Source organism: Winogradskyella sp., from assembly GCF_965228925.1.
Lineage (GTDB): Bacteria > Bacteroidota > Bacteroidia > Flavobacteriales > Flavobacteriaceae > Winogradskyella.
In genome coordinates this window covers 4,474,663-4,494,440 of the sequence record NZ_OZ245845.1, presented here as the reverse complement: position 1 = coordinate 4,494,440, position 19,778 = coordinate 4,474,663, and the positions used below count along the sequence as shown (strand labels likewise).

Annotated in this window: 15 protein-coding genes; 4 read left to right on the top strand and 11 right to left on the bottom strand. The window is 38.0% G+C overall.

Features of this window, described 5'->3' with window-relative positions:
• Positions 1-35 precede the first annotated feature (35 nt).
• On the bottom strand, positions 36-1,241 hold the full coding sequence (gene lysA / locus ACO052_RS18850) for a diaminopimelate decarboxylase (RefSeq protein WP_422105343.1): 1,206 nt from the start codon (positions 1,239-1,241) through the stop codon (positions 36-38).
• A gap of 105 nt (positions 1,242-1,346) precedes the next feature.
• Between lysA and ACO052_RS18845 the strand changes: the two genes are divergently transcribed.
• The 3 genes from ACO052_RS18845 (at position 1,347) to ACO052_RS18835 (ending at position 3,804) form a co-directional block, all read left to right on the top strand.
• Positions 1,347-2,009: a DUF7523 family protein gene (locus ACO052_RS18845; protein ID WP_422105342.1), complete on the top strand. Its 663-nt coding sequence runs from the start codon at positions 1,347-1,349 to the stop codon at positions 2,007-2,009.
• Positions 2,010-2,111: 102 nt separating this feature from the next.
• Positions 2,112-3,302: an ADP-forming succinate--CoA ligase subunit beta gene (gene sucC, locus ACO052_RS18840; protein WP_422105341.1), complete on the top strand. Its 1,191-nt coding sequence runs from the start codon at positions 2,112-2,114 to the stop codon at positions 3,300-3,302.
• Positions 3,303-3,462: 160 nt separating this feature from the next.
• Entirely contained in the window at positions 3,463-3,804 is a 342-nt protein-coding gene (locus ACO052_RS18835; protein WP_422105340.1) for a hypothetical protein, read from the top strand.
• 75 nt (positions 3,805-3,879) lie between these two features.
• On the opposite strand, the gene ACO052_RS18830 is transcribed toward ACO052_RS18835, so the two are convergent.
• From ACO052_RS18830 to ACO052_RS18815, 4 genes are all read right to left on the bottom strand, one after another.
• On the bottom strand, positions 3,880-5,031 hold the full coding sequence (locus ACO052_RS18830; RefSeq protein ID WP_422105339.1) for a TlpA family protein disulfide reductase: 1,152 nt from the start codon (positions 5,029-5,031) through the stop codon (positions 3,880-3,882).
• A 188-nt stretch (positions 5,032-5,219) separates the two neighbouring features.
• Positions 5,220-5,921, bottom strand: a complete 702-nt coding sequence (locus tag ACO052_RS18825) for a phosphoadenylyl-sulfate reductase (protein WP_422105338.1) — start codon at positions 5,919-5,921, stop codon at positions 5,220-5,222.
• An 89-nt stretch (positions 5,922-6,010) separates the two neighbouring features.
• The gene (locus ACO052_RS18820; RefSeq protein WP_422105337.1) at positions 6,011-6,247 is read right to left on the bottom strand and encodes a DUF1456 family protein; all 237 of its coding nucleotides are present in this window, start codon (positions 6,245-6,247) and stop codon (positions 6,011-6,013) included.
• A gap of 11 nt (positions 6,248-6,258) precedes the next feature.
• The gene (locus ACO052_RS18815; protein WP_422105336.1) at positions 6,259-7,062 is read right to left on the bottom strand and encodes an alpha/beta hydrolase; all 804 of its coding nucleotides are present in this window, start codon (positions 7,060-7,062) and stop codon (positions 6,259-6,261) included.
• A 142-nt stretch (positions 7,063-7,204) separates the two neighbouring features.
• Here ACO052_RS18815 and ACO052_RS18810 point away from each other — a divergent pair, with 142 nt between their 5' ends.
• Positions 7,205-7,606, top strand: coding sequence for a TerB family tellurite resistance protein (locus ACO052_RS18810; RefSeq protein ID WP_422105335.1), 402 nt, complete (start codon positions 7,205-7,207; stop codon positions 7,604-7,606).
• 91 nt (positions 7,607-7,697) lie between these two features.
• On the opposite strand, the gene ACO052_RS18805 is transcribed toward ACO052_RS18810, so the two are convergent.
• From ACO052_RS18805 to ACO052_RS18780, 6 genes are all read right to left on the bottom strand, one after another.
• Positions 7,698-7,799 carry a UvrB/UvrC motif-containing protein gene (locus tag ACO052_RS18805; protein ID WP_422105334.1) on the bottom strand — a complete coding sequence of 34 codons (102 nt, stop codon included), beginning with the start codon at positions 7,797-7,799 and terminating at the stop codon, positions 7,698-7,700.
• A gap of 37 nt (positions 7,800-7,836) precedes the next feature.
• The gene (locus ACO052_RS18800) at positions 7,837-13,293 is read right to left on the bottom strand and encodes an HYR domain-containing protein (protein ID WP_422105333.1); all 5,457 of its coding nucleotides are present in this window, start codon (positions 13,291-13,293) and stop codon (positions 7,837-7,839) included.
• Positions 13,294-13,391: 98 nt separating this feature from the next.
• Positions 13,392-15,398, bottom strand: coding sequence for an excinuclease ABC subunit UvrB (gene uvrB, locus ACO052_RS18795; protein WP_422105332.1), 2,007 nt, complete (start codon positions 15,396-15,398; stop codon positions 13,392-13,394).
• Between the two features lie 135 nt (positions 15,399-15,533).
• Positions 15,534-17,681 carry a prolyl oligopeptidase family serine peptidase gene (locus ACO052_RS18790; RefSeq protein WP_422105331.1) on the bottom strand — a complete coding sequence of 716 codons (2,148 nt, stop codon included), beginning with the start codon at positions 17,679-17,681 and terminating at the stop codon, positions 15,534-15,536.
• A gap of 187 nt (positions 17,682-17,868) precedes the next feature.
• A complete protein-coding gene (locus ACO052_RS18785) occupies positions 17,869-19,311 on the bottom strand; it encodes a hypothetical protein (protein ID WP_422105330.1) in 1,443 nt (480 codons plus the stop codon).
• Positions 19,312-19,316: 5 nt separating this feature from the next.
• The gene (locus ACO052_RS18780) at positions 19,317-19,772 is read right to left on the bottom strand and encodes a lipocalin family protein (RefSeq protein ID WP_422105329.1); all 456 of its coding nucleotides are present in this window, start codon (positions 19,770-19,772) and stop codon (positions 19,317-19,319) included.
• Positions 19,773-19,778 lie beyond the last annotated feature (6 nt).

Sequence of the window (19,778 nt, the reverse complement as noted above, 5' to 3'; positions counted from 1 at the left end):
ATAAAAAAAGCGCTGCAATTAGCAACGCTTAACATTTATATAGCAATTTCTATTTGGTTGTGAATAATGTCATCAAAAGTTTCACGTTTTCTAATGAGATGCGATTTGCCGTTGTAGAACAATACTTCTGCAGGTCTATAACGTGAATTATAATTACTAGCCATAGTAAAACAATAGGCTCCGGCATTTTTGAAGCATAAAATATCCCCTTCGTTAATTTCATTGATGCGTCTGTTATTGGCAAAAGTGTCGGTTTCGCAGATATAGCCAACAACAGAATAGAAACGTTCCCTTCCTTTAGGATTTGAAATGTTGACGATTTCATGTTGAGAGCCATAGAGCATAGGCCGAATAAGGTGATTGAAACCAGAATCAACTTGAGCAAAAACAGTAGAGGTCGTTTGCTTTACCACATTGACTTTTGCCAAGAATACACCCGCTTCACTCACTAAGAACTTACCAGGCTCAAAAGCCAAGGTCAATTCCTTACCGTAGTTTTTACAGAATTCATTGAATCGTTTGGACAACTTTTTACCCAATTCTTCGATATTAGTTTCGATATCTCCTGCTTTGTAAGGGACTTTAAAACCCGAACCGAAATCAATAAAATCAAGGTTTGGGAAGTTTTTGGCGGTTTCAAATAGGATCTCGCTCGCATAGAGGAACACATCTATATCCAAGATGTCGCTACCGGTGTGCATATGAATACCATTAATGGTCATTTGCGTGTTTTCCACAATGCGCAGTAATAGCGGTATTTGGTGGATGGAAATACCAAATTTACTATCAATATGTCCCACCGATATATTAGTGTTTCCACCGGCCATAACGTGAGGATTTATTCTAATACAAACAGGAACATTAGGATGCTTGGTACCAAACTGTTCTAAAATAGATAGGTTGTCGATATTAATTTGAACACCTAACTTGGCTACATTTTCGATTTCCTCTAGGGATACGCCATTTGGAGTAAAGATGATATGTTCTGGTTTAAAACCTGCCTTGAGTCCCAGTTGCACCTCTTGTATGGAAACGGTATCTAATCCAGAGCCCAATGTATTAAATAGCTTTAATACAGAAATATTAGATAGTGCCTTAACCGCATAATTAAGTCTTAAGTGCTTTACATTGCGAAATGCTTTTGTAAGCCGTTGATATTGCGATGTAATGCGTTCAGCATCATATACGTAAACAGGACTTCCATAGTCCTTGGTAATCTGTAATAAGGTTTTATTATCCATGAGTCGTCTTCAAAATTGAGATGCAAACATAGGCTTTCGATATAGGACATGAAATTAATTGCAATATATTTACTAATTTTGCACAAATTGTTAAATAATTAACAAATGCAAACTATTTCATCCTGTGTTGAGGCTATTGTTTTGGAACAGCCATTTTTGGAAGAGGCCTTATCCAAAGGCATCATCAACTACTCAGCATTGGCCGATGTTCTTCAAGACGACGTATCCCAAACCTTGGGCAAGCCTGTAAAAGCTGGTGCTATTATGATGGCTTTGCGGCGTTATAAGGATAGGCTGACTGTTAGTAAACCGTATTATGGACTGAATGCCTTACTAGAACAATTAGGGGATATCACCTTACGCTCAAACCTAAGTGATTTTACGTTTAGAAACTCTAATACCCTAATTGATAGCCAAGCTGCTATTCTGAATACAATTAAGAACAAAAGCCATATCTTTTATACGTTTACCAGAGGTATTTTAGAGAGCAATATTATTATCTCCAGTTCAGAGAAGGAGGCGGTTCTAGAGAGCTTTAAAAATGAGAATTGTATAGCGCTTAAGGAAAATTTGTCGGCAATAAGTCTTGTATTGCCAAAGCACAACACCAAAGTTGCAGGTTTGTATTATCAGATATTAAAGCGCTTGGCCTGGCAAAATGTATCCCTTTACGAGGTCATTTCTACGACCAATGAGTTTACCATTGTAGTTGAGGATACCTTCGTGGATAGTGCCTTCTCTATTATAAAGAATTTGAACAAGAACTAAATAACAACGACTTCCAATCTAAGAAAAATCAGCATAAAAAAAAATTGGTTTAAACTTGGGGTATGTTTATTTTTGCACAACAAAATAAATCTCTGATCACAAATGAATTTACACGAATATCAAGGAAAAGAATTACTAAGCAGTTTTGGAGTACGCATTCAACGTGGCATTGTTGCCCATAATGCTAAGGAAGCTGTTGATGCGGCAAAACAATTAACTGCTGAAACAGGTACGGGTTGGCATGTGATTAAAGCACAAATTCACGCTGGTGGACGCGGCAAAGGTGGTGGTGTTAAGTTGGCGAAAAACCTTCAAGAGGTTGAAGAGCTTGCTGGACAAATCATAGGTATGAATTTGGTCACGCCTCAAACATCAGCTGAAGGTAAAAAGGTACACCAAGTTTTAATTGCTGAGGATGTGTATTATCCAGGGGACAACGAACCAGAGGAATATTATATGTCTGTGCTATTAAACAGAGGTACTGGTAAAAACATGATTATGTATTCTACGGAAGGCGGTATGGACATTGAGCAGGTGGCTGAAGAGACACCGCATTTGATTTTTACCGAAGAGGTTGATCCGGCATTAGGATTATTGCCTTTTCAAGCACGTCGTGTAGCATTCAATTTAGGTTTATCAGGTGCGGCTTTCAAAGAGATGACAAAATTTGTATCTGCCTTATATACAGCTTATGTGAAGTCGGATGCGTCTTTATTTGAAATCAATCCAGTTTTAAAGACTAGTGATGACAAGATTATGGCGGTAGATTCTAAAGTAACTTTAGATGATAATGCCTTGTATAGACACCGCGATTTAGCGGAGCTTCGTGATTTAAGAGAAGAAAACCCAATTGAAGTCGAGGCTGGTTCTCTTGGACTAAACTATGTGGATCTTGATGGTAATGTAGGTTGTATGGTCAATGGTGCAGGTTTGGCTATGGCCACTATGGACTTGATTAAGCAAGCTGGTGGTGATCCTGCTAACTTTTTGGATGTTGGTGGTACGGCTGACGCAGCTAGAGTAGAAGCGGCTTTTAATATTATTTTAAAAGATCCTAATGTAAAGGCCATTTTGATTAATATTTTTGGAGGTATCGTACGTTGTGATCGCGTTGCCCAAGGAGTTATTGATGCTTACAAAAATATTGGCAATATCAGTGTACCAATTATTGTACGTTTACAGGGTACCAATGCAGATATCGCGAAAGAACTGATCGATAATTCTGGTTTGGATGTACTGAGCGCTACAGAATTCCAAGAAGCTGCTGATAAAGTGCAGGAAGTACTCTCATAAATAAATTAGTATCTAAAATTATAAATGCGCCTAAAGGGCGCATTTTTTTTGTTTCCCTATTGTTAATAATCTGCCAATCAACGTTAAACAATGTTAACGACTGTAACATCTGTAATTAAATATCGTCTTTTAGGTATCAATCTTATAAACGAAAATAATTATGAAAACATTAAAAATGTTAGTGCTAGTCGTAGCTATTACGTTTAGCAGTGCTATCTCGGCGAGCACCAACCCAATCAAAAAATCCGAACCAAATGAAGTTACTGAAACCATAGGAAAGCTTTTAAAGAACCCAGATTTTCAGTTAAGTCAAGACACTAAGGCCATAGTACAAATAGCCATAAACCAAAACGATGAGATGGTTGTATTATCTGTGGAAACGAAAAGCAAAGCCGTAGAAGACTATATCAAAGGTCGATTAAACTATAAGAAAGTGGACACAAAAGAAATAGGCTATAGTAGGTCTTTTAAATTACCGGTAACCATATTAAAATCAAATTAACATTGGTTTTTGATTATCAATATGAAGAGCAACACCAAGTGTTGCTCTTTTTTTGTTTGAAAGTTATGGCATTGACTAATCTGAGCTATCATTAAAAATTGAACTGAGTTTAGCTGCTAATTTATCACCTTTAGCCTGTTCATCTATAGCTATAATTTTGCCGTTAGGGTCAAATAATATCACTTTTGGAAGCGAACTAACTTCCATAGTAATGGATTGTGGATCCTTAAAACCTTTGGTCAATATAGCATTCTTCCAAGGAAGCTCGGATTGATTTTCTCTGAAGGATTCTACAAGACCTTTATTTTTGTCTAGGGATACACTGACGACCTCAAACCCTTTGTCTTTATATTGTTTGTACAAGTTTTCAATATTAGGGATCTCTTTTATACAAGGCCCGCACCAAGTTGCCCAGAAATCCAATAGAACGGTTTTGCCCCTTAAACTTTTATTTGTGATTTTAAGGTCGGGATTATCAAAATCTTGAAAGCTAAAATTGGGCATTTCTTTTTCTAGGACAATTTTCCTATCAGATTCATCTATGACAAAGACGTCATCATCTATATCATTATTAATTTTAATATCAACGATGATATCTTCTTGGACATATTGGGATTCGGGAATAGACCTTGATATTTTTTTAGGTATCATATATCCGTCAATATTCTGATAGTTTTCAAATTTTTCCTTTTGCCAGCCATAATTAGTTTTAGTCTCTCTTAAAACTAAGAAATAGTCCATCCAATCAAATAAGTATTTATGACCATTCACAGTATCTGTTAGCTTATAAAAATTTTCTAAGCCTATGAGTGTATCTGATAACACTAAATAATTTAGAGTCGCTTTAATTTCAAATAGTGGGGATTTATAAATAGGCTTATGGGGAATATCTGTAAACCCTTTTTTATCATTGTTATAGCTGATAATGAGATTCTTTTTGGGAGTATAATATATGGATGATGTCAATTTTCCATTGGTGTATATTTCATTTCTTTGTTTACCGGGATACTTAAAAAATTGTTTATAGTTTGAATTCTCCACTGTATTACCGGATATTTTTGTTGTTCTATTCAATAGTATTGAAGCCGAATGCATATGGTTCCATTGGTCACCGGTTGAAGTATTATCTATGCTTAGGGCTATTAGCTCTTCTGCATTATTTGGTAAATTGGTTTTCTGACATCCATATAAACCAAATAGCATTACATATATGATCATTTTTTTCATAAGTATTTCATTTAAAAATTAACAATACAAATATGAAAATGATGATATATCTATTTTACTAGAAACAGTTGAATGTATCCTATAAGCTGACGAGTTGACCGATTTACATTTGAAAAACTATAGATAGTCTCCTTAAATCAGTTGATGAAGCAGGTGTTAAGAATCTTAGTTGATAGCTCTAGCTAATCCTATAGATGCAAGCCACATTCTGTTTTAGGATTATTATTCCAACGTCCGCTGCGATCTTCACCTGGTACAGTACAGTGCTTACAGCCAATGGAATGATATCCCTTTGCTACTAAAGGATGAAAAGGTAGATTATGTGTTTTAATAAACGCGTCACGCGCTTCTTTTGAAATATCTACAAGCGGATAAAACTTTAATATCGTACCACGGTCTTCAAATATATCTAAGGTCGATCTGTGGTCGGACTGCCATTTCATAAGACCAGACATCCAAATTTTATACTTCTTCTTTATAGTCTCTAAAGGTTGCACTTTATTAATAGAACAACAAAAATCAGGATTCTTTTTCCAGGTCTCATCCTTAGTAGTAAACTCGTGTTCTTCCTTTAAGGCCGAAATGGAAGTGACGTTCAGATTATACTTGGCTTCAAGCTGTGCTTTGTATTTAAGTGTGTCCTCGAAGTGATACCCCGTATCTATGAAAAACACCTCTTGCTTGGGATTAGCATCAGATACTAATTTTAGTAAAAATGCTGAAGTCGCGGCAAAAGAGCTTGTTAACATCACATCAGCTATATCAAAATCTATATAGAGTTGTTTTATACGGTCTATGGGTGCTAATGCTCTATACCTTTGATTTAAGGCTTCAATTTCTTCGCTTGTATAAGAGCGAAGTGATTGAACATTTTGTGAGGTTCCAAACATCTATTAATCAATTATAGTAATGCAAGTTATTAGATAATAATTCAATGAAGAAACAAATGATTGATTTTTACGATGTTGATAAATTTGACCTACTTTTTTTGCGATTTTGGCATTGGCCCCCTTAAATGAATGATTAATCCATTAAGGAAATTTCTGAGAATTTGGTCACCGCATTCCATATACTTAGGATGGTCTTCCCGTCTAAAGAAAGCATTGAGTTCACTTTTTGAAATTCTAAAATCAACAAGTGCTAATATGTTTACAATATCCTCATCCCTGAGCTTATGGGCAACCCGTAGTTTTTTAAATATGTCGTTGTTCGTCATGCTATTTACCTTTAATTATAAAGCCATAGGTAGGCTTTTCCAAAATTTGTGGACCACAATTTTTCGTTATGCTCGCCATCTTTAATGATATGGCTTTCCATTTGTTTAGGTTTCACTCCTTTTGATTTTAATAATTTTACCATACGGTCCTGATCGGGAACCATTGAATCCCCTTCTTTTTCACCAATTAGAAAGAAGAATTTAGAGGATTCTGGAATCGCTGTAGATTTAACCAAATCGTAAATTTTTTCACTAAACCAAAATGAAGCCGAGAACACACCAGCTTTACCGAATACGTCAGGATATTTTACAATAGCGTAAAAAGAGATTAAACCACCAAGAGACGCCCCAAATATGGTAGTATTAGAAGCATCGGGTTTGGTTCGGTATGTATTATCAATATGAGGTTTTAAGGTATTTTTTATAAAGCTGATGTAAGCGTCTCCTTTTCCGCCTCCATAAGTTTCATGTGTATAAGGCGTTAATTCGTCAATACGCTTTTCATTACCATGTTCGATACCAATAATAATGCTTTCTTTATCATCTTGCTTATCGAGATATTCATCGACATGCCATTCACCAACATAGGAAGACTTATCGTCAAATAAGTTCTGCGCATCGTGCATGTAGACCACAGGATAGCGTTTTTCAGAATTTTGATAATCTTTAGGGAGATAGACCCAAATTTGCTTGATTGTATCGAGTTGAGGTGCTGCGATAATGAACATTGTAACCTGTTCAGACGCAGTGCTTTGTGCACTTAATGCGCTGATGGTAACGGCAAAGAAGAATGCGCATATAAGTTTCAATCTCATGTTATTATTGGTTGCCCCGATTGATAAACGTTTAAAAATTCCGACTAAATACCTTGAACTTTTCGACAAGATACATTATATCAACGACAATAAAAGAATCTACCTATTTAACTTTACCTTGTTAATTAAATTCCCTCTATCTATGATCAATCGTGCTGAAAAATTGAGTTTGCTATCCGAAATGATTGCTTTTGCTCAAACAGATGAAAATATAAAATCCATTGAATACAATTTCTTACTTAGTATTGCGAGGCAACTCGATATTTCTAGGGAAGATTTTGAATACCTCTTTGACCATCCTGTAACCTATGTCCACTTAAAATCTCATAGTGAACGTATCGTTCAGTTTCATAGATTAGTACTTTTAATGAACCTCGATCATAAAGTCTCTCCAAAACAGCTCGTAAAAATTCACAATTTTGGATTGCGAATGGGATTAAGTCATGAATCTATTAACCGCGTCTTGGATTTAATGGATAGTTTTCCGGATAAAGTTGTACCACCTGATTTTTTGATCGATATTTTTAAGGTGCAGTATAATTAATTTTATTAGGTATTAGGTATTAGGTATTAGGTATTAGGCAGGTTTGTTTATTATTTTTACTGACTACTGACTACTGACTACTGACTACTGACTACTTCACCTTTAGCTTCTCCAATTTTTCCTGATAGGCGGTAATTTCATCCCTGAAACGTGCGGCCTCCATAAAGTCCAAAGCTTTGGCTGCTTGTTCCATAGTTTTTTTGTTGTAAGGCTAATTAGTAATGATGCTATTACATTTTTATAACTCTCTTAGTTGTAAAGCTATTTTCTGATTCAATTTTTACAAAATAAATTCCAGATGGGTAGCCTTGCATTGAGATGGTCGCTTTAGATCCCATTGAACGCAAATCATTTTTTTGAATGATGCTACCTTTTACATCAATAATTGTGGCTTTTAACAAGTTGAATTTCTTTGGGTTGTTTATAGTAAATACGTCTTTGACCGGATTTGGATATAGACTTATAGCTGCATCGAGCAACTCGTTATTTCCTATGTTTAAGGTCATATCGTTTACCTTGAGGTTAAAAGAACAACTCGCTGTATTTCCGGCATAATCTGTTATTTCAAACTCAATAATGTGGTCACCCTGAGATAAATTGGTTCCAGGTGCAGGAGTCTGTAAGGTTGAGAAGCCACAATTGTCGGAAACTGTAACAAGCCCATCTATAATATAATCTGGAAGTATAAAATCTCCAGTACTTTCTACGTTCAATCCGTCTGGACAATCAATTACGGGACTAATTTCATCAATAATAATTACGTTTGCAGTTGCTGAAGCCGTATTACTACTTTGGTCTGTTACGGTTAAGTTCACCGTATTTACTCCTAGATCAGAACAACTAAAGTCAGTAACATCCAAACTTAAGGATGAAATTGAACAATTATCTGTTGAACCATTGTCAATATCTCCAGCTGTAATAGAAACAGCACCCGAAGTATCTAAAGAAACGGTTATATCTTGAGTAATCACAGTAGGATTCGTTGTATCTTCAACAGTGATTATAGCAGTTTCGGAGGCCGAATTACCACTTTGGTCGGTTACGGTCAGCGTTACCGTATTTGTACCCAAATCGGCACAGGTGAAATCACTGGTATCCAAGCTTAGATTTGCAACGGTACAATTATCGCTCGACCCATTATCAACCTCGGAAGCTAAAATGCTCGCGTTTCCAGAAGCATCCAATTGTACCGTAAGATTCTGTGCGATCACGGTAGGGTTTGTTGTATCTTCTACAGTGATTGTGGCGGTTTCGGAGGCCGAGTTGCCACTTTGATCGGTTACGGTCAGGGTTACCGTATTAGTGCCCAAATCGGCACAGGTGAAATTACTGGTATCCAAGCTTAGATTTGCAACGGTACAATTATCGCTCGAGCCATTATCAACCTCGGAAGCTAAAATGCTAGCACTACCAGAAGCATTTAACTGTACCGTAAGATTCTGTGCGATCACGGTAGGATTTGTTGTATCTTCTACAGTGATTGTGGCAGTTTCGGAAGCCGAGTTGCCACTTTGATCGGTTACGGTCAGGGTTACCGTATTTGTACCCAGATCGGCACAGGTGAAATCACTGGTATCCAAGCTTAGATTTGCAACAGTGCAGTTATCGCTCGAGCCATTATCAACTTCAGAAGCTAAAATGCTCGCGTTTCCAGAGGCATCCAACTGTACCGTAAGGTTCTGTGCGATCACGGTAGGATTCGTTGTATCTTCTACAGTGATTGTGGCAGTTTCGGAAGCCGAGTTGCCACTTTGATCGGTTATGGTCAGGGTTACCGTATTTGTACCCAGATCGGCACAGGTGAAATCACTGGTATCCAAGCTTAGATTTGCAACAGTGCAGTTATCGCTCGAGCCATTATCAACTTCAGAAGCTAAAATGCTCGCGTTTCCAGAAGCATCCAATTGTACCGTAAGATTCTGCGCTATCACCGCAGGGTTTATAACATCCTCTACGGTAATTGTGGCGGTTTCGGAAGCCGAGTTGCCACTTTGATCGGTTACGGTCAGGGTTACCGTATTTGTGCCCAGATCGGCACAGGTGAAATCACTGGTATCCAAGCTTAGATTTGCAATAGTGCAGTTATCGCTCGAGCCATTATCAACTTCGGAAGCTAAAATGCTAGCACTACCAGAAGCATTTAACTGTACCGTAAGATTCTGTGCGATCACGGTAGGGTTTGTTGTATCTTCCACAGTGATTATAGCAGTTTCGGAAGCTGAGTTGCCACTTTGGTCGGTTACGGTCAGGGTTACCGTATTTGTACCCAAATCGGCACAGGTGAAATCACTGGTATCCAAGCTTAGATTTGCAACGGTACAATTATCGCTCGAGCCATTATCAACCTCGGAAGCTAAAATGCTCGCGTTTCCAGAAGCATTTAACTGTACCGTAAGATTCTGTGCGATCACGGTAGGGTTTGTTGTATCTTCTACAGTGATTGTGGCGGTTTCGGAAGCCGAGTTGCCACTTTGATCGGTTACGGTCAGGGTTACCGTATTTGTGCCCAGATCGGCACAGGTGAAATCACTGACATCCAAGCTTAGATTTGCAACAGTGCAGTTATCGCTCGAACCATTATCGACCTCTGAAGCTAAAATGCTCGCGTTTCCAGAGGCATCTAATTGCAAAGTAAGATCTTGTGTAACAACTGTTGGATTTAAAACGTCTTCAACAGTTACAGTTGCTGATACTGTTGCAAAATTTCCATCATTATCCGTTACAGTTAAGTTTACGGTATTATCACCCAAATCGCCACATGTAAATGTGTCTATATCTAATTCAAATAGCAATTCGTTATTCGGTGTGCAATTATCTGTCGTACCATTATCAACTTCCGAAGGTAAAATTGATGCGCTGCCAGATTCATCCAGTTGCACCGTGATATTCTGAGTGATAATATCTGGAGGGAGAATATCCAGCTTATCTGTAATCGTAAGTACTACTTTGTTAGTATCTGGATAAGAGACCTCAAATGTATAGCGTTTACCATCAAAATCTATATTTTCTATCGGTGATTGTAGATTTCCTGAAGCTATAGTTCCTGAAGTGGTAGCAATAGTAAATTCATCACCAATATTGCCTTCAAATCCCATAATAATAGCCACACTTCCCTCAAATACGTTATTATTACCAGTTATGGCAAGTACATCATATTCTGTATCTGGTGTTAAGCCATTTAACTCGATTTCCAATTGTGATGTAGAAGCAGAGGTGTAATCGCCTTGTACGTTTAGAGTTCCCGGGGATAATCCAGGTGCAAAACTACCATTATTGGTATAGTTGGCTGTAGGAGGTAAATCAAAAATGCCTATACCCCTGATAACACCCGTAGTTGTGTTGGTAAATGGTCTGGAAGATGTTATTTCCAATTCACCGGACGCAATCTCAATAGTCCCAAAATTATTGAGGTCTGTAAATATTTGAGCTAATCCTGTACTTGTTGATCTACTTAAAAGCCCAAAATTGTTTAGAGTGCCGGATGTACCACTCCATGAAATATTTCCAGAATCAAACTTCATATCTATAAAGCCTGTTTCATTATTGTTGAGAACCGTATTAGCACTTGTAATCCATAGGTCGCCGTTCGATTCAAAATTAATAGTTCCATTATTTTCAAATGTTGTAGCTCCTGTGATATTTTTTGTGCCTCCAGTAGTTAAAGAAATAACTGAATTGTTTATTGCTGTTCCTCCTCCTGTTAAACTTCCATTTGTCCAATTAAAATTATTGTTCACTGTAAAATCTAGAGAAGCGGATGTCATATCTACTACATTTAAGACATTATTCCAATTTAAGGCTCCATCGATCACACCTTGCAGTGTTCCTTCAATTGTAATTTCTGTATCCAAATCAAAAATTGCGTCAGCAAAGACATTATAAGTTCCATTCAAAAACGTTTTTCCTTCGGAAATCTGAATAGAAAGCGTGCCTTCTTCTACTTGAATAGTACCGTCATTATTAGTAAAAGGTATGAGAATTTGAGCTTCTCCTGTATTAGTTGTTCTACTAATCAAACCTTGATTAACCAGTAAACCAGCCGTGCCAGACCAAGTGATGTTTCCAGAAGCAGTTTGAAGATCAATAACTCCTGATAGATTATTATTCATTAAAGAGTTCTCGTCTGCAATCCATAAGTCTCCAGCAGACACAAAATTCAGTTTGCCATTATTATTAAATGTTGAACCACCTCTTACAGCCTTGGTACTGCCAGTGTCTAAGTCTATTGTGTTATTGTTAATTAACGTACCTCCTCCTGTTAAGCTTCCAGAATTCCAGTTAAAACTAGTATCAACTGAAAAATCAAAGGTTGCTGTAGCCCCATTTGCCACAACTAAAGTACTATTCCAATTTAAAGTACCATTGATCACTCCTTGTAGTGTTCCTTCAATTGTAATTTCTGTATCCAGATCGAATACAGCATTGGTAAATACATTATAGGTACCACCAAAAAAGGTATTTGATGTGGGGTTTTGAATAGACAATATTCCAGATTCAACTTGAATAGTTCCGTTATTGTTAGTAAATGGTGTGATAATTTGGGCCTCTCCTGTAGATGTCGTCTTTTTGATTAATCCATCATTAAACAATAAACCGGCTGTTCCAGACCAAGTAATATTTCCACTGTCTTCTTGCATATCAATAATCCCTAAAGCTTTATTATTAATGCTAGAATTGACACCAATAATCCTCAAATCACCTACCGAGGCAATATTTATCGTTCCGTTGTTTTCAAATGTAGAATCTCCTGATACTACTTTTGTTGCACCAGTAGTTAGGTTCAAAATGTTGTTATTTACTACTGTTCCGCCTCCTAATAGATTGCCATCAGCCCAATTAAAGTCGTTATCAGTAGAAAAATTGAATGTGGCCGTGGTACCGACAGCAACGTTTAAATTATCATTCCAATTCAAAGTCCCATCAATATCACCAGATAATGTCCCTTCAATAGTAATTTGTGTATCCCAAGTAAAAATAGCACCAGAGAATACATTATAGGTTCCATTGATAAAACGTTTTGAAGCTGCATTTTGAATGGAAAGCTCACCAGATTCAACCTGAATCGTACCATTGTTATTGGTAAAAGGAATGATGATTTGCGCCTCTCCTGTTGAGGTGGTCTTTTTAATAAGTCCTAGATTGTTTAAGGTGCCTGATATCCCAGACCAGGTAATATTCCCTGAATCTGCCTGCATATCAATAATTCCTGATGACGTGTTGTTCAAAATACTATTTTCGGTAATCCGCAAATCGCCATTTGAAGCAATAGTCATAGTACCCTCATTTTGTAAAGTCATCCCGCCAGAAATATTTTTTGAACTACCGGTTAGCATATGTAACACTCCTTGATGTGTTAGGGTACTTGTACCACCATTAAGCGTTCCTGAATTCCAATTTATAATTGTATTCACTCCAAAAGTTGAAGGGTCAGTAAAGTTTAAACTGTTACTCATTTCAAAAGTTGAATTCCCTTGAACATCTATGGATTTAACGGTACCTGCAATATTGAGTGTAACAGTAAATCCCGTAGGGATTATCACATCATCAGATACAGTAGGAACCATGTTAGTATCCCAGTTATCAGTGTTATTCCAATTTGTGTTAGCGCCTAAACCGGTCCATGTGGTTTGGGCGATTGCTATTGTAGAAGATATATGCAATAGTATAAATAGTAAAATTCGTTTCATAATACAGCTATATAAATGTTTATATAGCCACATCGAAACAATAAGAAAATGTCATCAATGGAAATTAATGGGGCCTAATTCTGACAATTTTAGGTCTACTACTTTACTTTTAGCTTCTCCAATTTTTCCTGATAGGCGGTAATCTCATCCCTAAAACGTGCGGCCTCCATAAAGTCCAAAGCTTTGGCTGCTTGTTCCATTTGTTTGCGTTTTTCTCTTATTTTCTTTTCAAGCTGGGATTTTGTTAAATACTCACTTTCTGGTTCAGCAGCGAGTTTCGCTTCGAGTTCGGTTCGGTACGTACTCACGGAGTTTTTTGCCAAGGCACTATCTAAACTTTTGTTTAAGGCTTTTGGTGTAATGTTATTTGCCGTGTTATAAGCGATTTGTTTTTTCCGGCGGTAATTGGTTTCGTCAATCGTCTTTTGCATACTTTGGGTAATCGTATCCGCATACATAATGGCTTTTCCATTAAGGTTACGTGCCGCTCTACCAACGGTTTGGGTCAACGAACGATTGGAGCGCAAAAAGCCCTCTTTATCGGCATCAAGAATGGCGACCAAGGATACTTCAGGTAAATCCAAACCTTCACGAAGCAGGTTGACGCCCACCAAAACATCAAAAATACCCTTGCGTAAATCTTGCATAATTTCGACGCGTTCTAAGGTATCCACATCACTATGGATGTAACGACAGCGAATAGAAATTCTTGTCAAATATTTTACTAACTCTTCCGCCATGCGTTTGGTCAATGTTGTGACCAAGGTGCGTTCGTCTTTTTCAACACGCTCTTGAATTTCTTCAATTAAGTCATCAATTTGATTTAAACTCGGACGGACTTCGATAATCGGATCCAATAAACCTGTTGGACGTATCACCTGTTCCACATATACACCACCAGTTTTTTGCATCTCATAGTCTGCAGGAGTTGCTGACACATAAATGACCTGATTTTGAAGGGCTTCAAACTCTTCAAACTTTAGAGGTCGGTTATCCATAGCCGCAGGTAACCTAAAACCGTATTCGACGAGGTTTTCCTTACGGCTTCGGTCGCCACCATACATGGCATGGACTTGCGAAATGGTCACATGGCTTTCATCTACTACCATAAGATAATCATCTGGGAAATAATCCAATAGGCAGAATGGCCTTGTCCCTGGTGCTCTTCCATCTAAATAGCGCGAATAGTTTTCAATACCCGAACAATACCCTAATTCTCGAATCATTTCCAGATCAAATTCTGTACGCTCTTTAAGACGTTTGGCTTCTAGGTGTTTGCCTATATCTTTAAAATAATCGTGTTGTACCATCAAGTCATCTTGTATATCACGTATCGCATTTTGGAGCACGTCAGGTGATGTTACGAACATATTCGCGGGATAGATATTTAAGCGATCGTAGCGCTCAAGAATTTCATTGGTATGTGCGTCAAAAGCTTCAATTTCTTCTATTTCATCGCCAAAAAAATGAATTCTAAAGGCGTTATTTGCATAGCCTGGAAACACGTCAACAGTATCGCCTTTTATCCTAAAATTCCCATTTTTAAAGTCCGCTTCGGTTCTGGAGTATAAGCCCTGTACCAATTGGTGCAAAAGCTTTGTACGAGAAATAATCTGATCCCGTTCTATGGTGATGACATTTTTTTGAAACTCAACAGGGTTTCCAATGCCATATAGGCAAGATACTGAAGCCACGACCAAAACATCACGGCGTCCAGAAAGTAGGGAAGAGGTCGTACTCAGTCGCATCTTCTCAATTTCCTCGTTGATGGATAAATCCTTCTCTATGTATACACCAGACACAGGAATATAAGCCTCTGGTTGATAATAATCATAGTAGGACACAAAGTACTCCACAGCATTATCGGGAAAAAACTGTTTAAACTCCGAGTATAACTGCGCTGCTAAGGTTTTGTTATGCGCCAAAACTAAGGTGGGGCGTTGCACTTCCTGTATAACATTGGCCACGGTGAACGTCTTACCGGAACCGGTCACACCAAGTAAAGTTTGATAAGGTTCCCCTTCTGTAATACCATTGGCCAATTGTTGTATAGCTTCTGGTTGATCTCCTGTAGGTTGAAACTCTGATTCTATCTTAAATCGCATCTTGCAAAGTTACGATAAAGATTGTCTTTAATCAATGGTTAAAAGCCTTAGATAGCCTATAAAAAGAAGAGGAAACAACATGGCATAAGCTTTGTCATTTCCTCTTGCACCTGATTAATAGCGTCTTTAATATTTTTAATTGCTTGGCTGAAATTTTGGATGTCCAGTCTGCCATAGCATAAATGAGAATACGTTTGAAAATTCTTCAAGTGTTTTTGAGAAGGCCACACCACCACCATGGCCGCCTTCAAAATCCGTGAATAATAAGATGGGTTCTTCATCTTGATCTGCGGCCTGAATACGTGCCGCAAATTTTGCAGGCTGCCAAGCAATGACTCTAGGATCATTCATTCCGGCGGAAATCCATAATGCAGGATAGTCGACACCTTTTACGATATGATGAAAGCTATCCATTTCCAAAAGTCCTTTAAATTCATCGGCATCTTTTACCGTTCCGAACTCCGGGATATTTATAGGGCCATTTGGGGATGCTTCTTGGCGTACCGTATTCATGCAACCCACCATAGGTGCTGCGGCCTGAAATAAGTCTGGCCGTTCGGTGATGGCTCGCCCTACAAAAACGCCACCAGCACTGCCACCGGCGATTCCGATTTTACCTTTGCTAGTATATCCATTTTCTATGAGATATTCGGCCGTTGCAATAGCATCTTTCCATGTATTTGGTTTGGTCAATTTTTGTCCAGCTTTATGCCAATCTGCTCCTAATTCACCACCGCCACGAACATGCGGTACAACAAATACAACACCATAAGATGTCAGTACTAAATTTAAAGGGGAGAAATTGGGTTCCATAGAGATACCATAGGCACCATAACCTAAAAGTACTGCGGTATTACTACCATCTAATTGAATCGTTTTATCGTAAATGATCGATACTGGAACTTTAACGCCGTCATGCGAGGTGATCATCACTTCCTTGGCTCTGATATTGTCCAATTCGGGAAATTCAACTGGGGCTGCGAGTTCCTCCAATTCAAATGTGTTGGATTCTGGATGATAGCGATAGCGCTTGTTGGGCGAAGTCCATCCCGATATGGTAAACCAAACATCGGAGGATCTGGAATTTTTAGTAGAGACATTTGCAAAACCTGCCGTAAATGGAAATTTTAACTTCATCTCTTGTCCTTTGTTTGGTAAAAAATAGCCATGGGCCTCAACACCATTCTTAGTCGTAACATAATAAAGACCATCCGTTGTGACCGCCATATCCGTAATGGTTTCATCTGGTTTTTCGGGGACTAAAAGTGTTGCATTAGCTACGCTGGGTTGATCAATAGGCGCTTTTAGAATCTTTTTGTTCGGAGCATTGTTAAAACTCATGTAATACATATGATCTGTCCCTACCCAAGCTACCTCAATTTGGTCTTCACGTTTGGTCATCGGCTGCCAATTTAAAACTGAATTTTCATCGTAATCAGCGATATAAGTTTTTAATCTGTTATCAACACTTTGTGCATATCCAATAAACTTATTAGCATCGGCATCGTATCGAGCTGATGGAAATTCGTCAGGCCCAATATCTAGGTCAGGATTATTTTTTCGGGATAAGATGACCTTATCTGTCATTGGGTCCGTACCTACATAATGCACATAGGTGGTAAGATTTTTATATCTGTCCATTTCAGTAACATCGGCAGAGTTGGCCTTTGTATAAATAAAAGCGTCGTCTTTTGGTAACCAAGACACACCTCTTGCTAGCGCTATAAAATCTTTTAAAAGTTGTCCATTGGCATCCATCAATTGTATTTCCGCATTTTCCGAACCATTCGCTGCAAAAGCGACGGCGATAAGATTTCCTTTATAATTTGGTTGAATGCCATAAATAGTGAATTTCTCATCGTTTTCGGGTTTATAGTCTTTAGGATCGAAAAGCAATATTTCCTCACAACTAAAACAAGAACGTTTGTATAATTTGCCAAACTCTTCGCCTGCTTTTTTATTGATATAGAAGTAACCATCATTATCCGTAATATGAACATTTGAAATGCGATCGCCTTGTCTCATAAATAAACTGATCATCAGATTTTTTAGATCTTGTTTACCTGGAACTTTGCTCATGATGTCTTCAGCGTATTTGGTGTTGGCCTTCATCCAGTCTAAGACGTCTTGGTCTTGTAAATTTTCCATATAACGATATGGATCTTCTAATTGTTGGCCATGATAGTTATCGGTAACTGCGCGTTCAGGCATTAGTTTCGGTTTATTCTGAGCATACAAAACAGTCGTGAGACATGCTAGAAAGGATAGGGTTAACGTTTTCATTTTGAAATTTAATTGCTATTTATGGATTAGTATTTGAAGTTTTATTGACTGTGGAATGCAGATGTTTAATCTTCCACCGGCCATCGATTTTTTGCCGAATTTCTGTGACCAATAAAATCAGTATAGGTAATTGTATTTTCATGCTTTAGAATAAAATTTATAGCAGGTATATTCATGATTTTGGACTTTAGTACACTTTGTAAATCGACATGGAGGAGTTGTTCAGTACTTTAGGTAAATTTCCGGTCGTTGTAAATCCTGCCGTGATCCGGTATGTAATGACATCGCCCTGATTTAAGGCTAACTGTTCGGAAAATGTCATTTGCTGTGACCATTGGTCACTATAGTCGTGTGTAAATTGCTTACCCGTAGCTGCCTTAAAGGCACCATTGACATATATTTTAGAGACGATGGCAATTTCATTAGCATCATCAAAGTTGATTTGAAGTTTATTGCGAATGACATAAACCCCTGTATACGGTATGGTATAAGAATGGTTGGTAGCATTAAAAACACCACCACCATAATTATGTTCCGCATATTCAAAGTTGAGCTGTTGTTCTGTGACATTTTGTAGGGTTTGTAATGTGCCAATGACATTCAATCTACATTTAAAAGCCACATTTGTATGCGATGACGTTTGTGCATCAACATATTCTTTTGTGGCTAATGCCTTGTTCCCAACACTTTCTATTTGAGCATTAGTCATGGAAGGTGCCGAAAGTATGCCATTTTGGTCGATGATTAAATCCGCTGAGTCGTTGGTTCCGAGAATTAAAGCATTGCTGTTGGTATACATTCGGGTAATACCAGCACCGCCCCCACCAGTAGCAACACCTATTCTAAAATTATGGGCTAGGCTTCCAATTCTAAAATCACCTGGGTTGCCTGCTTCTAAATTCCAATCGCCGCCTGCAATATCTAAGGTAGCCTCTGGATCACTAATGCCCAAGCCCAAATGTCCTTCTGAGCTTATTCGCATATATTCATTAAAATTCGAATTGCTGTCGTTATAACTTGCGAATAGAAAATCGTATTCAGGGGCCCAGGTCATGGATGGATCTGGATACAAATCACTGCCACTGAAGAACCGCACAAATTTTGATTTATCGCTGTTAGACATGTTGAAACTTGAAGCTTCTTCTAGTGATGCAGACCTAAGATCCAAAGTGTGTTCGGGATTTTCGCTATTAATTCCAACCGCATAATTTGTGGTGTTAATATGGTTACCATTTTTCTTCCATTCATTGTCCTCCGAGGTTAAAGCATAGGGGACTGCCATAAATTGTGTTGTCCCAAAATCGACCAAACCCGATCCTGTATTTATTTGAACGTTGAGAAAGTGCTCGTCACCGCCCCAATTAATAGTACCGAAGTCATCACTGCTTATTCCTTTACCTATGGATGTTATAATGAATCCATTCGAATCTGTACTTAATACATGGCTTTCCTGATAGACGTTATCCGTCAATTCAGCGCCTTTATAGATGATGAATTGAATGCTTACAGGTGAAGCCGATAGAACGTTACCATTAGCATCCTTAATAAGCGCTTTATAATGAATACCATTCTGGGCAATAATCATCCCAGTACATAGGAGTAAGGCGAAAATAGAAAGTACTTTTTTCATGATGTCTAGCCCTGTGTCTTATCAAATACAACGGTTTCGCCTTGATTATCCGTAACAGATAGTTCGGTTTCGGATATACTATTTATGGTAGCAATAATGACATCCGTACCCAAGGTAATGGTTATGGTCAAGCCATTCAGCGTATAGGTCGCATTCAGAATACCTTCAGATTCGCATGGACCAGAATTATCACTGAACGATTCTACCGTAACCGTATTGTCCGTATTGAATTTAAAGGATGAATTTTTCTCACAGTCCGATAAAGTTCCTGGAGATCTGGATTCCTGATACCATACACTGGCTGTTAATAGTTCTGAGGTTGTTGGCATGTTATCTCCTGATGAATCGTCATCGCTACTGCAGGATAATGCGCATATACAAATTGATATTAATAGTACAATCACAATTTTTTTTGAGAGATGAGATATAGCTATGTCGTTGAGGTTTCTTACTAAATTCATTGGTTT